This is a genomic window from Janthinobacterium sp. OK676 (assembly GCF_900103595.1).
In the GTDB taxonomy this organism is placed as follows: domain Bacteria; phylum Pseudomonadota; class Gammaproteobacteria; order Burkholderiales; family Burkholderiaceae_D; genus Janthinobacterium.
The window spans coordinates 556,075-570,026 of the sequence record NZ_FNHA01000003.1; the positions used below are offsets into that span (position 1 = coordinate 556,075).

Here is a 13,952-nt window from a genome sequence, read left to right on the forward strand (position 1 = left end):
GCAATAATTCCACAGCATGGATAGCCAGCGCCGCATCTTCCTGCAGAGCGCTGCGCGCATCACCGCGCTGGCCGCCGCCGGCAGCGTGCTGTCCGGTTCCAGCGCGAGCGCCGCCACGCGCATGAATGGCGCCGGCTATCCATTTGCGCTCGGTGTCGCCTCCGGCTCGCCCTTGCCCGACGCCGTCGTGCTGTGGACGCGCATCTGCCACGACCCGCTGCACGCAGCGGCCACGCCCGCCATCGCCCTGACCGTGCGCTGGGAAGTGGCCGAAGACGAGGCGTTTCGCCGCATCGCCGCCAAGGGACAGGCCACGGCCATGCCCGCCCTCGCGCACAGCGTGCACGTCGACGCGGGCGGCCTGGCGCCCGGACGCTGGTACTGGTACCGCTTCATGCTGGGCGACGCCGTCAGTCCCGTGGGCCGCACGCGCACTGCGCCCGAGCCCGGCGCCATGCCTGCCTCGCTGAAACTGGCCGTCGCTTCATGCCAGCACTGGGAATTCGGCGCGTATGGGGCGCACCGGCACATCGCGGCGGCCGCGCCCGACCTGGTGGCCTTCCTCGGCGACTACATCTATGAGTGGGGACCGTACCAGCTGCAGCATCCAAGCCGGGCCGTACGCACGCACGAGAGTTTTACGCTGGACGATTACCGCGCCCGCTACGCGCAATACAAGAGCGACCGCGACTTGCAGGGCGCGCACCTGGCCGCGCCGTGGATCGTCACCTGGGACGACCATGAAGTGGCCAACGATTACGGCAAGGACCGCGACGAGTTGCTCACGCCCACCTTCTTGCAGCGGCGCGCAGCCGCCTACCAGGCGTTCTATGAACACATGCCGCTGCGTTTGCTGCCGCTGGGCAGACGGGGCTTTGTCGACATGCGCATCTACCAGCGCTACGACTGGGGCCGGCTGGCGCGCTTTCACGTGCTGGACGACCGGCAATACCGCGCCTATCACGCGTGCGCCAGGCCGGGCCGCGGGGGCTCCAATTCCGTCACCACGCGCAACTGCCCCGACTTGCTGAAGCCGCAGCGCACGATGCTGGGCGAGGAACAGCAGCGCTGGCTGCAAGCGGGCCTCGATGCTTCTCCCGCGCGCTGGAATATTGTGGCCCAGCAAACCCTGATGGCGCAATCGAGCCAGGTGCCCATATTGCGGCCCGGCGACGAACGCGTCTGGACCGATGGCTGGGATGGCTACCCGATGGCGCGCCAGCACCTGCTCGACGCCGTGCAAAGCAGCAAGGCGAGCAACCCGCTGGTGCTGTCGGGCGACGTGCACACTTTCTATGCGAGCGAGCTGAGCCGCAACGCCATGCGGCCCGCCGGCAAGAACAATCCCGTGCTGGCCACCGAGTTTTGCGGCACCTCGATCACCTCGAGTTCACGCCCACAGGCGCGCACGGAGCAATACGTGGCGATGAACCCGCACATCCGCTACGGGCGCAGCGACAAGCGCGGCTATATGTTGATGGAGATCACGCCGGAGAAAACCACGACCCTGTTCCGGGGCCTGGAGAACGTGCGTGACAGCGCGTCGACCATCGCGACACTGGCCAGCTTTGTCGTGCGCGACGGCAAGGCGGGCTTGCAAGCAAGCTAGCAAGTCCCTTTCAAGGCATCGCGGTAGCGCCGGCTGACGGGCACTTCCCCGCCAGTGGACAGCACGGCACGGGCATCGCCCGATTCCAGCGGCACGATACTCTGCACGAAATCGAGGTTGGCGATATAGCTGCGGTGCACGCGCACAAAGCGCTTGCCGTCGAGGCGGCGCTCGATGGCCGCCATGGTCGAGCGCAGCGGGTAATCGTGGCCGCGCACGTGCAAATTCACATAGTTGCCCCAAGCCTGTATCCATTCGATATCCGCTGCGGGCAGCAGAAAATCCTTGCCCAGCTTGCGCACCAGGAAGCGCTCGGGCTGCTCCACCGGTTCCACGGCCGGCCCTTCGTCCGGTTCACCGAGCAAGGTCGCCTCGCCTTGCCAGCGCATCAGCAGCAACTGGTAAAAGCCCACGGCCAGCAAGACAAGGAAGTAAGCACGCACATCTTTCAGGTATTCATACGGCAGCTCGCGCCACCAGGCGCCAAAATCATAATGGCTGCCGGCGCTCCAGTACGCCAGCTTGCGCAAGGCCACCATGGCCGCCACATGCACGAGGCTGTAGACGACCGACGCGGCCAGGTGCCAGCGCAGGTTCTGGCGCTGGAACACGAGGTGCAGGGGCCGGTACTGGCCCGCCAGGATCACCACGGGCACCAGCGCCAGCAGCACCAGATTGCTGCTCCACTCCCACACGGCCACTGCCCAGAACGGCGTGTCAACGCCGGTGCGCTGCAAATCGGTCCACGCCAGCCAGCTGTTCACGCTGGCCTGCAGGAGATACAGCGCGATCCAGAATCCAGGCTCGGCCACGCGCCGCCAGCGTTGATAACGTTGCAACAAGTCAGGGGAAGCGATGCGCATGGGTTCAGTGGTGAATTAGTTGCACGATTGTAACGTCCCACACCCGTCCCAGGCCATCCATTCGTCACAGCCAGCCGTCCGCTGATCCCATTTCGCTGGCTGCCAGCCCCGTCGCTGCCTATGCTGGGGCCTCCTTCACCACTTCCTTCCGATCATGAGCCATGACACCCGCCGCCACGATATCGACGCCTTGCGCTTTCTCGTCTTCAGTCTGCTGATCGTCTATCACACTGCCCTGCTCTACATGGATGGCTGGAACTTTCACATGCACAGCAGCTACGCCACCGATGCCTTGAACATGCCGCTGGTCTTCCTGAACCGCTGGCGCATGGAAATCGTCTTCCTCATCTCGGGCGTGTCGTGCGCCATGATGACGCAGGCCTCGCGCAGTGCCTTCCTGTGGCGCAGGGTCAAGCGCCTGCTCTTGCCGCTGCTGTTCGGCATGGCCGTCATCATCCCCATCCAGCCGTATTGCGAAGGCGTCAGCAAGGGATTGATCGAGCCTGGCTACGGACAGTTCCTGCTCCATTACTTTGGCGGTTATGCCTGGCCCGAAGGCGCCTTCGCCGGATGGCAATTTGGCTTTACGTGGAATCACTTGTGGTATCTCGTGTACTTGCTGCTTTACACCATCGTGCTCGTGGCGCTGCAGCCGCTGCTGGGACGGATAAAACCGTACTTCCGGCGCCTGCGCGGCTGGCGCCTGCTGATCTTGCCGGCCCTGCCCGCCCTGGCCGCCACGGCATTCCTGAAGATGCGCTATCCGGAAACCCATGCGATAGTGCGCGACTGGTATGCGCACGGCATCTATTTCACGCTGTTCGTGTATGGCTGGTGGCTGGGCAATGACAAGGGCTTGTGGGCGGAACTGGCGCGCCTGCGCTGGCATACGCTGTGGCTGGGTCTGGGCGCGTTTGCCGTGTACATGGCATTCGACCAGATTTATTCGGAGAACCTGCTGACCTGGGCCTCGTTTGGCTCATGGCCGATGCGCAACCTGTACATGTGGCTGGCCATCTGCGCCATCCTGGGCTGGTCGCACACTTTGCTCAATAAACCGTTTGCCTGGCTGCCATGGGCGCGCCAGGCCGTCTTTCCCTGGTACCTATTGCACCAGAGCGCAATCGTGCTGCTGGCCTACTGGCTCGTGCCCCTGAAACTGGGCCCCGTGCTGGAGCCACTGCTGATCTTCACCGGGACGGTGGCGACCTGCTGGCTGGGGACATCGCTGCTGATCAGCAAGATCAACTGGCTGCGCCCCTGCTTCGGCTTGCCCGCCCGGCCAGGGCGGCGCCTGGCGGCGGACACAGCCTTGGCTGCGAACTAGGCAACCTTCTTTTCGTCGCGCAATTGACGGCGCAAGATCTTGCCGACATTGGTCTTCGGCAATTCATCGCGGAACTCGATGTATTTCGGTTTCTTGTAGGCCGTCAATTCATGTTTGCAATGCTCGCGGATCTGTTCCACCGTCAGGTTCGGATCCTTGCGCACGACAAACACTTTCACGGCTTCGCCCGCGTTGGCGTCCGGCACGCCGATGCAAGCGCACTCGAGCACGCCCGGGCACGAAGCGACCACGTCTTCCACCTCGTTCGGATACACATTGAAGCCGGACACGATGATCATGTCTTTCTTGCGATCCACGATCTTCACGTAGCCGCGCTCGTCCATGACACCCACGTCGCCCGTCTTGAAGTAACCGTCGGCCGTCATCGACTTGGTCGTCTCGTCCGGACGCTGCCAGTAACCGGCCATCACTTGCGGGCCGCGCACGGCGATCTCGCCCGGCTCGCCCAGTGGCACTTCCACGCCGTCGTCGTTGAGAATCGCCACTTCCGTCGACGGGAACGGCAAGCCGATGGTGCCTGTAAATTCCGTGATGTCGACGCGGTTGCCCGTCACCACGGGCGACGTTTCCGACATGCCATAGCCTTCGATCAGCGGGCAGCCCGTCAGTTTCAGCCAGCGTTCGGCCACGTTGCGCTGCAAGGCCATGCCGCCGCCATTGCACACTTTGTAGCTGGAGAAATCGAGCTTGGCAAAATCGGCATTGTTCAGCAGCGCGTTGTACAAGGTATTGACGGCCGGGAAGACGACGATCTTGTGCTTGGACAATTCCTTGACGAAACCGGGGATGTCGCGCGGATTGGGAATCAGCACGTTCAAGCCGCCCACGCGCATGCCCATCAGGGCGCTGACCGTCAACGAATAGATGTGATACAGGGGCAAGGCGCACATGAAGCCCATCGAGGTGGCGCGCATCTCCTTGGTCATCACGGGCGAAATCCACGCCTCGTTTTGCAGCACGTTGGCGATCACGTTACGGTGCAACAACATCGCGCCCTTCGACACGCCCGTCGTGCCACCCGTGTATTGCAGGAAGACGATATCGTCATGCCCCTGCTGCACCGGCGTCAGGCTCAGGCGTGCGCCTTCGGCCAGCATCTTGTTGAAACTGATGGCGTTCGGCAAGGAAAACGCGGGCACCATTTTCTTGATATTGCGCACGACGAAGTTGACGATGGTGCCTTTCAGTCCGCCCAGCAAGTCGCCCATGGTGGCAACGATCACGTGCTTGACCTGGGTATGCGGCAACACCTGCTCGACCGTGGTGGCGAAGTTTTCCAGCACGATGATCGCTTCGCTGCCCGAGTCGATCAGCTGGTGCTGCAATTCACGGGGCGTGTACAGCGGGTTGACGTTGACCACCGTGTAGCCGGCACGCAAGATCGCCGCCATGGCCACCGGATACTGCAGCACGTTCGGCAGCATGATCGCCACGCGCGCGCCCGTCTTCAGGCCCTTGCTTTGCAGCCAGGCGCCCATCTGCAGCGACAGCTTGTCGAGCTCGCGGTAGGTGAGGAATTTATCCATGCACACGAAAGCGTTGCGGTCCGCATATTTCTGGAACGACTCTTCCAGCAAATGCGTGACGGAACGGTATTGCGTACAGTCGATCTCTGCGGGAACGCTGTCCGGGTACGACTTCAACCAAATCTTGTCCATCTATGCCTCATCTTTATCTGTAGAAAGGGTGTGCAGCCTGATGCGCACACCCTGCACTGTTTATGCTGCTATCTTCGTTTCGTCACGCAGGGCGCGACGCAAAATCTTGCCAACGTTGGTCTTCGGCAGTTCATCGCGGAACTCGATGTATTTCGGCCGCTTGTAGCCCGTGAATTGTTCCTTGCAATACGCGGCCAGCACGGCCTGGGTCAGGTTCGGATCCTTGCGCACGACAAACACTTTCACGGCTTCGCCAGAATGCTCGTCCGGCACGCCCACGCAGGCGCACTCGAGCACGCCCGGATGGGCCGCGATGACGGCCTCGACTTCGTTCGGATACACATTGAAGCCGGAGACGAGGATCATGTCTTTCTTGCGGTCGACGATCTTCACGTAGCCGCGCTCGTCCATGATGCCCACGTCGCCCGACTTGAAGTAGCCGTCGGCCGTCATGACCTTGGCCGTTTCATCGGGACGGTTCCAGTAGCCGCTCATCACTTGCGGGCCGCGGATGGCGATTTCGCCCGTCTGCCCCAGTGGCACTTCCTTGCCGTCATCATCGAGGATGGCGATCTCGGTCGACGGCACGGGCAAGCCGATGGTGCCGGAAAACGCCGTGCTGTCGGCGCGGTTGCAGGTGGCGACAGGCGACGTTTCCGACAAGCCATAGCCTTCGATGATGGACACGCCCGTCACTTGCAGCCATTTGTCGTTGACGGCTTGCTGCACCGCCATGCCGCCGCCATTGGCGATCTTCAAGCCCGAGAAATCGAGCTTGGCGAAATCGGGGTGATTGACCAGCGCGTTATACAAGGTATTGACCGCAGGCAGCAGATTGAATTTGTATTTGCCCAGCTCCTTGATCAGGCCCGGGATATCGCGCGGATTCGGGATCAGGATATTCAGCGCGCCCACGCGCGTACCCCACATCGCGCACGCCGTCAGGGCGAAGATATGGTACAGCGGCAAGGCGCACACGACGATCATCTGCTCCTGACTGTTCTGGTCGAGCGCCGCGCCCGACCACGCTTCGCTTTGCAGCACATTGGCGATCACATTGCGGTGGCTCAAGGTCGCGCCTTTCGACACGCCCGTCGTACCGCCCGTGTATTGGAGGAAGGCGGGATCGTTGACGCTCAGCTCGACGGGCGTGAGTTTCATGCGGCTGCCCAGCGCCAGCGCCTGCTTGAAGCGCATGGCGTTCGGCAAGGAATACGCGGGCACCATCTTCTTGACGTTGCGCACGACAAAATTGACGATCATGCCCTTCAAGCCGCCCAGCATCTCGCCCATGCTGGCGACGATGATGTGCTTGACGGCCGTCTTGCCCAGCACTTGCTCCAAGGTATGGGCAAAGTTTTCCAGCACGATGATGGCTTCGCTGCCCGAGTCGTTGAGCTGATGCTCGAGTTCGCGCGGCGTATATAAAGGGTTGACGTTGACCACCGTGTAGCCGGCGCGCAGGACGGCGGCAATGGCGATCGGATACTGCAGCACGTTCGGCATCATCAGGGCCACTCGCGCGCCCTTTTTCAGGCCGCGGCTTTGCAGCCAGGCACCCAGCTGGCGCGAGTAGGTATCGAGTTCGGCATAGGTGAGAAATTTGTCCATGCAGACATAGGCGTTGCGGTCCGCATATTTTTGAAACGCTTCTTCCAGCAAATGCACCAGCGAACGATATTGATCAGGATCGATGTCGGCGGGGACGCCGGGAGGATACGACTTCAGCCAAATTTTTTCCATCCTGTGCCTCTTGTCTCGAATAATCGTGGGGGAGCCGGCGCACCTTGCCGGCGCGGATCATTGCTGCGGATTCTGTTGTCCGGCAGTCAGTTTGAGCATTCTGACGAGCAATTGCTCTATGCTACTAATGCGATGCTATCGGGCGCCGCGCTTCCATGCAAGCGCTTTCAACAGTATTCGAGCGGCAACTCTAGGACGCTTTTGTGCTGCACTGCAGCATGATAAATACGCTGTTGCAGGATCGTCCGGCTCGGCGTACCAGACAATCTTTACGGGTCAGGGGCTGGACAATTGTTCCAGCGCATGCCTGCGCTCAGGCTTGCTGAGTTGAGACATTGTGTGCACTGCAGCATAAAAAGCACGAAAGTTCTTTTTTTCTTCCAGCAATTTTTTGAAGGCCGGCAAAAATTCATTGTAGGTGGACACGGAAGCCAGGTGCGCATTGCTCAATGGCTGCTCGAACCAGCGGTCATAACCGGCAAAACCACCCCAGTGTTGCTTGAGCAATTGATATGCCTGTTTCAGCGCCACGAACACCTGCGCCTTGCGCGCGCGTTTCTCCGCATCGCTGGCGTCGCTCGCATACACGGCTTCCAGCTCGCCACGGTATTGCAGCAGCAAGGCGAGGAAATCCTGACGCCGCGCCGTGTACTGGGCGTATGCCGCGCGCATCGCGTCATTGCCCTCGCGCGCCAGCCAGCGCTGCACGCCTGCCTCTTCCACGGCGCTGGCAAACGATTCATTGAAGGCAGAATCGCCGGGCACGTACACGACCTGGTGCGCCAGTTCATGGAAGATCAGGCGCGCCAGTTCCGCATCGTTGTAATTGATAAAGGTCGACAGCAAGGGATCGTCGAACCAGCCCAGCGTGGAATACGCGGGCACGCCGCCCACCTGCACGTCGTAATGCTGGGCGCGCAGTTCGGCCGCATACGCGAGTGCCTCGTCCTTGCTGTAATAGCCGCGGTAATTAACACAGCCGGCGATGGGAAAACACCATTGCAGGGGCTGCAGCGACAGTTCCGGCGTAGCCACCACGTTCCACAGCACGAAGGGGCGCCGCAGGGAGGCGTAGTTCTTGTAGCTGCCATTGTCCGGTAAATCCAGCTCGCTGACGGCAAAGCGGCGGATCTGCTGCGCCTTGGCCAGGCGCACTTTCAGTCGCGGCTCGGTGGCCGGGTCGTCGAGCCAGTCGCCGATGGGACGCGCGCCGGACCACAGCGCATATTGCCCCTGCGCCGCCTGCGTGTAATAGCGCAACTGCGTGCAGCCGCCCAGCACCACGCACAAGGTACCGACAAGCAAGCGGGCCGGCCAGCGCGCCATGGTCAGCCAGCCTTTTCCACTTCGACCAGCGTATCGTAGAAGGTCGGCGCGCGGCCCATGTCCGTCAGGCGCTGGCTCGTCACTTCATTGGCGTTCTTGCCGTCGCTGGCCAGTTTCTTCCACCACACGGACAAGCCCACCACCAGGCCGCGTCTCGCCTTGTCCGTGACCCTGGCCTTGGCCACAAAGCTGCCGCGGTCGTTGAAAATGCGCACCATGTCGCCGGCCGCGATGCCGCGCGCGGCGCAGTCGTCAGGGTGAATGTCGAGGTGCGGCTCGCCCTCGGCCGCGCGCAGGCTTTTCACGTTCACAAAGGTGGAATTGAGGAAATTGCGTGCCGGCGGGGAAATCATGGCCAGCGGATAACGGGCCGCCAGCGCGGGGTTGCTGGCTGGCGATTCGTGCGGCGCGATATAGGTGGGCAAGGGATCGAGCCCCGCCTGCGCCATGGCGCTGGAATACAACTCGCACTTGCCCGATGGCGTGGGGAAACCACCGTGGGCAAATGGCGCCTCGGCCATGGCCAGCTTTTGCCAGCCCGTGCGCTTCAGCGATTCCCAGTCGAAATGCACGGCGCGCGCATCCGTCGTATCGAACGCCTTGGCTGCCAGCGCATCGTCGCTTTCCTGGAAGCACGGGTCATCAAAGCCCATGTGCTGCGCCAGCAAACGGAAGATTTCCGTATTCGCCTTCGCTTCGCCCAGCGGCGCCACGGCCGCGTTGTTCGCCATCATGTACAGGTGGCCGTAGGTGGAGTGCGCGTCGACGTGTTCGAGCTGCGTGGTGGCGGGCAACACGATGTCGGCGTAATCGACGGTGTCGGTCTGGAAGTGTTCGAGCACGACCGTAAACAAATCCTCGCGGGCAAAGCCCTGCGCCACTTTCGAGGAGTCAGGCGCCACGGCCAGCGGGTTCGAGTTGTAGACGATCACGGCTTCCACTTGCGGACCGAACTCGGCGGAACTTTCTTTCAGCAAATCGTCGCCGATGGTGCTCATGTTGATGGTGCGCGGCGCGCCTTTCAATAAGTCGGGGCGTTGCAGGGCCTTGCGGTTGACGGGGAAGGAACCCGAGCTCGACAGCTGCATGCCGCCGGCCGGATGGCGCCAGGCGCCCGTCAGCGCCGGCAGGCAAGCGATATTGCGCACGGCCATGCCGCCGCCGTGCACGCGCTGCACGCCGTAGTTGGCACGGATGGCGGCGCCCTCGCCGGAGCGGCAAGCCTGGCCGTACAGGCGCGCCAGGTCCACCACTTCGGCGGCCGTGATGCCGCACACCTCGGCCACGCGCTCGGGTGGCCATTCCAGGGCACGCTGTTTCAGTTCCGCATAGCCGATGGTGTACTGCGCGATATAGTCATGGTCGACCAGCTCTTCCGTGATCAGCACATGCATCAAGCCCAGCGCCAGGGCTGCATCGGTCCCCGGCAGCAAGGCGATGTGCTGATGGCATTTCTCGGCCGTCAGCGAGCGGTAGGGGTCGATGGCGATCAGGGTGGCGCCGTTACGCTTGGCCTCTTGCGCGCGCATCCAGAAGTGCAGGTTCGAAGCGATCGGGTTGCCGCCCCAGATGATGATCAATTTGGCTTTCTGGAACTGCTCCATGTCCGTGCCGATGCTGGCGCCCACCGTGTAGCGGTAGCCGGTGGCGCCGGCCGATGCGCAGATGGTGCGGTCCAGCAAGGAAGCGCCGAGCTGGTTGAAGAAACGCGAGGACATCGATTCGCCCTGCACCAGGCCCATGGTGCCGCAGTAGCTATATGGCAAGATCGCCTGCGGATCGCGCGCGGCGATCGGTTTCAAGCGGGCGGCGATGGTTTGCAGGGCGTCTTCCCAGCTGATGCGCTCGAACTTGCCTTCGCCCTTCTTGCCCACGCGGCGCAGCGGATGCAGCAGCCGGTCCGCATGGTAGGTCCGCTCCGTGAAGCGCGACACCTTCGTGCACAGCACGCCAGCCGTGGTCGGGTGGTCCGGATCGCCCTTGACGGCCGTGGCCACGCCATCGGTCACGGTGACCAGCAAGGCGCAGGTATCGGGGCAATCGAGCGGGCAGGCGGCGCGCACTTGGGTGGTGGTCATGGGGCAATCCAAAAACGTTGGGGGAAGGCGATACTGTAAACCATTCCGCGCGCTTGCTGTTGGCGCCGTGGCAAGCACGTCCGTGCGCTGGATTTACCCTGCAAACAAGGGCTACAATGCACTATTAGCCGCGCCTGTTTCTGATCAAACAAACGCGGTCCGGCGCGCCATACATTGCTGCGTGCCAGCATCCACAGGAGAGTCCCATGAAACTAGTTGATCCGATCTTGGCGTTTCAATCCGAGCTGCAAGGTATCCGCCGCGACCTGCACGCGCATCCCGAGCTGTGCTACGAAGAACAGCGCACCTCGGACGTGGTCGCCGCCAAGCTGACGGAGTGGGGCATCCCCGTGGTACGCGGGCTGGGCCGCACTGGCGTGGTCGGCATCATCAAAAATGGTACTTCGACACGCGCCATCGGCTTGCGTGCCGACATGGATGCCTTGCCGATGCAGGAAATGAATACCTTCGAGCATGCTTCGCGCCACCCGGGCAAGATGCACGCCTGCGGCCACGACGGCCACACGGCCATGCTGCTGGGCGCCGCTCATTACCTGGCGCAGCACCGGAACTTCGATGGCACGGTCTACCTCGTCTTCCAGCCTGCGGAAGAAGGCGGCGCCGGCGCGCGTGAAATGATAGCAGACGGCTTGTTTAGCCGCTTTCCCATGGATGCCATCTACGGCATGCACAACTGGCCGGGCGCCGAAACGGGCACCCTGAGCGTGGTGGAAGGGCCGATGATGGCCTCCAGCAATGAGTTCCACGTCACCGTCAAGGGCAAGGGCGCGCACGCGGCCCAGCCCCACAAGGGCATCGACCCCGTCATGGTGGCCGTGCAGATCGCGCAAAGCTGGCAAACCGTCATCACTCGCAACAAGAGTCCGCTCGACACGGCCGTGCTGTCCATCACGCAAATCCACGCGGGCAGCGCCACCAATGTGATTCCCGATGACGCCAGCCTGGTCGGCACCGTGCGTACATTCACCACGCCCGTGCTGGACTTGATCGAAGAGCGCATGCGCGACATTGCCGTGCACACGGCCGCCGCCTTCGGCGCGGAAGTCGATTTCCACTTCAAGCGCAACTATCCGCCGCTGGTCAACCATGCGAAAGAAACGGCGTTTGCCGTCGAAGTGATGAAAAGCGTGGTGGGCGCCGACAAGGTCAACGCGAATGTCGAACCGACCATGGGCGCCGAAGATTTTTCTTTCTTCCTGCAAGAAAAAGCCGGCTGCTACATCTTCATCGGCAATGGCGACGGCGAGCACCGCGATGGCGGCCACGGCCTGGGCCCGTGCGTCTTGCACAATGGCAGCTACGACTTCAACGACAATCTGCTGCCGATCGGCGCCAGTTTCTGGGTCAAGCTGGCCGAAGCGAGCCTGCCCATCGCTTGAATCAGCTCAGTTGATCCGGACCGGTGCCCAGGCGCTGGCCCGGATTCAACGCTTCCAGGGCCAGCAAGGCGGCCGCGTGATCAGCCGTCGGGTGGCTGGTGGCGAGGGTTTCATAGCGCTGCGTCACAAGTTGCGTCACCGGCAAGGTGACGTGCGCTGCTTCGGCCGCCGCAAGGATGTTGTGCATATCCTTGATCTGGCTCTTCACCTGACCACCGGCAACAAAATTGCGCTCCAGCATGCGCTGGCCATGCACCTCCAGAATCTTGCTCTCGGCAAAACCGCCACGGATGGCCGCCCGCACGGCACTCGCATCGGCGCCGGCCGCCTGGGCCAGCAACAGCGCTTCAGCCACGATATTCAAGGTGGCGCCGACGATCAGCTGATTGCACAGCTTGGCCACCTGTCCGCTGCCGGCCGGCCCCACCAGGGTCGGGCGTCCCATGGCCGATAGAATCGATTCAACCCGCGCGTAATCGCTGGCGCTGGCGCCAGCCATGATGGCCAGCGTGCCCGCCTGTGCCCCGCCCACACCGCCCGACACGGGCGCATCGATGAAGCCATGGCCTGCAGCGTGCAAGGTGGCGTGAAATTGCTGGGCTTCCGATTGCTTGGTGGAACTCATGTCGATCCAGAGCGCACCAGTGGACAAGGCCGGCAACGCCTCCTGCAGCACTTGTGCCACGATGGGGCCGGCTTCCAGCATCGAGATGACCACGTCCGCGCCGCTGACGGCCTCAGCCACGGAAACGGCCGGCTGCGCCCCTGCCGTACGCAGGACTTCGGCCTTGCTGTGCGTGCGATTCCAAATTGTGACAGAATATCCAGCGCGCAGCAGGCACCGGACCATCGGCCCTCCCATCAGGCCTATACCGAGAAATGCGATTTTTGTAGAAAATGTCAATTCAACCTCTGAGATCAAACAGCTGGTGGGCGCGGTATGCAAAACTAGGTGTCTGCGCAAACAAGACGAGCCTGACGGCCAATTTTACGATGAAAGCCTCTATGTCCTTCAAGAAGAATCTCCTCAAATCCATCGCCGCCGTGACCGCGCTGATGGCCGCCAATGCCGGCTTTGCCGCCGACGGCAAACTGGTCGACTCCGTCTACGGCGAATATGCCAAGGGCGTCAAAGTACAGATGTTGCGTGCTGGCGTAACCTCGAACTGGGATAAAGCCTGGTTCGTATCGAATGGCACGCAGCTGAGCGGTTACTGGGATGCCAGTATCGGCGGCTGGGATGGCAAGAGCTATCGCAACGTCCCTGGCCAGCATCAAAAACTGTGGGACCTGGGCTTTACCCCGGTCTTCCGCTTTGAAAACACGAACAAGCTGGGCTTCTACGCGGAAGGCGGCATTGGCGTGCACATGCTGTCGAAACTGTACGATAACGACGATAACCGCCTGTCGACCCACTTCCAGTTCGGCGACCATATCGGCGTCGGCTATGTTTTCAATAACAAATGGGAAGTCGCTGCGAAGATCCAGCATTTCTCGAACGGCGGCTACAAGAAACCGAATAGCGGCGTCAATTACATGAACGTCAAAGTCGCTTATCACTTTTAATAAGAGTGATAAATGACAAAGGCAGCGCGCAGCGCTGCTTTTTTTTCGTCTGTGGGTATTGACTGCCAACTTGTCGGATTACGCTACGCTAATCCGACCTACCGGACTTTACATGACCGTAGGTCGGCTTAGCGCAACGCGCGTAAGCCGACACCACTCGCGGCGCCCGACAAAACCACCAGACGAAAAAAAACCCCACCATTGCTGGCGGGGTTTTTCTCTACTGCGAATAACAAGCCTGACGATAACCTACTTTCACACTGGTTGCAGCACTATCATCGGCGCAAAGTTGTTTCACGGTCCTGTTCGGGATGGGAAGGGGTGGGACCAACTTGCTATGGTCATCAGGCATAACTTGTAC

General features: G+C 61.8%; 10 protein-coding genes and 1 rRNA gene. 4 read left to right on the forward strand and 7 right to left on the reverse strand.

The genetic code is table 11. From position 1 onward, the window contains the following. Positions 1–16 precede the first annotated feature (16 nt). Positions 17–1,609 (forward strand): alkaline phosphatase D family protein, encoded by a 1,593-nt coding sequence (locus tag BLU39_RS09350; RefSeq protein WP_092712158.1) that lies wholly within the window; start codon positions 17–19, stop codon positions 1,607–1,609. Here BLU39_RS09350 and BLU39_RS09355 read toward each other — a convergent pair. Continuing rightward, on the reverse strand, positions 1,606–2,472 hold the full coding sequence (locus tag BLU39_RS09355) for a LytTR family DNA-binding domain-containing protein (protein ID WP_092712160.1): 867 nt from the start codon (positions 2,470–2,472) through the stop codon (positions 1,606–1,608). The two genes, BLU39_RS09350 and BLU39_RS09355, sit on opposite strands and share 4 nt — an antisense overlap. A 154-nt stretch (positions 2,473–2,626) precedes the next feature. Between BLU39_RS09355 and BLU39_RS09360 the strand changes: the two genes are divergently transcribed. Next, positions 2,627–3,799 carry an acyltransferase family protein gene (locus tag BLU39_RS09360; protein ID WP_092712162.1) on the forward strand — a complete coding sequence of 391 codons (1,173 nt, stop codon included), beginning with the start codon at positions 2,627–2,629 and terminating at the stop codon, positions 3,797–3,799. On the opposite strand, the gene BLU39_RS09365 is transcribed toward BLU39_RS09360, so the two are convergent. The 4 genes from BLU39_RS09365 to BLU39_RS09380 form a co-directional block, all read right to left on the reverse strand. Further along, entirely contained in the window at positions 3,796–5,478 is a 1,683-nt protein-coding gene (locus BLU39_RS09365) for a long-chain-fatty-acid--CoA ligase (protein WP_092712165.1), read from the reverse strand. The genes BLU39_RS09360 and BLU39_RS09365 overlap by 4 nt on opposite strands. Positions 5,479–5,538: 60 nt before the next feature. Continuing rightward, on the reverse strand, positions 5,539–7,221 hold the full coding sequence (locus BLU39_RS09370) for a long-chain fatty acid--CoA ligase (protein ID WP_092712166.1): 1,683 nt from the start codon (positions 7,219–7,221) through the stop codon (positions 5,539–5,541). Positions 7,222–7,497: 276 nt separating this feature from the next. Further along, positions 7,498–8,547 carry an aminopeptidase gene (locus BLU39_RS09375; RefSeq protein ID WP_092712168.1) on the reverse strand — a complete coding sequence of 350 codons (1,050 nt, stop codon included), beginning with the start codon at positions 8,545–8,547 and terminating at the stop codon, positions 7,498–7,500. 2 nt (positions 8,548–8,549) lie between these two features. Continuing rightward, positions 8,550–10,625: a molybdopterin-containing oxidoreductase family protein gene (locus tag BLU39_RS09380; protein ID WP_092712170.1), complete on the reverse strand. Its 2,076-nt coding sequence runs from the start codon at positions 10,623–10,625 to the stop codon at positions 8,550–8,552. A 206-nt stretch (positions 10,626–10,831) separates the two neighbouring features. On the opposite strand from BLU39_RS09380, the gene BLU39_RS09385 reads away from it, so the two are divergent. Continuing rightward, a complete protein-coding gene (locus BLU39_RS09385; protein ID WP_092712172.1) occupies positions 10,832–12,025 on the forward strand; it encodes a M20 aminoacylase family protein in 1,194 nt (397 codons plus the stop codon). A gap of 1 nt (position 12,026) precedes the next feature. Here the strand turns inward: BLU39_RS09385 and BLU39_RS09390 are convergent, their stop codons facing one another. Then, the gene (locus BLU39_RS09390) at positions 12,027–12,911 is read right to left on the reverse strand and encodes an NAD(P)-dependent oxidoreductase (protein ID WP_302848396.1); all 885 of its coding nucleotides are present in this window, start codon (positions 12,909–12,911) and stop codon (positions 12,027–12,029) included. A 119-nt stretch (positions 12,912–13,030) separates the two neighbouring features. Between BLU39_RS09390 and BLU39_RS09395 the strand changes: the two genes are divergently transcribed. Further along, the gene (locus BLU39_RS09395; RefSeq protein ID WP_092712177.1) at positions 13,031–13,591 is read left to right on the forward strand and encodes an acyloxyacyl hydrolase; all 561 of its coding nucleotides are present in this window, start codon (positions 13,031–13,033) and stop codon (positions 13,589–13,591) included. Positions 13,592–13,827: 236 nt separating this feature from the next. Here BLU39_RS09395 and rrf read toward each other — a convergent pair. Continuing rightward, a 5S ribosomal RNA gene (gene rrf / locus BLU39_RS09400) occupies positions 13,828–13,940 on the reverse strand. Positions 13,941–13,952: the final 12 nt, after the last annotated feature.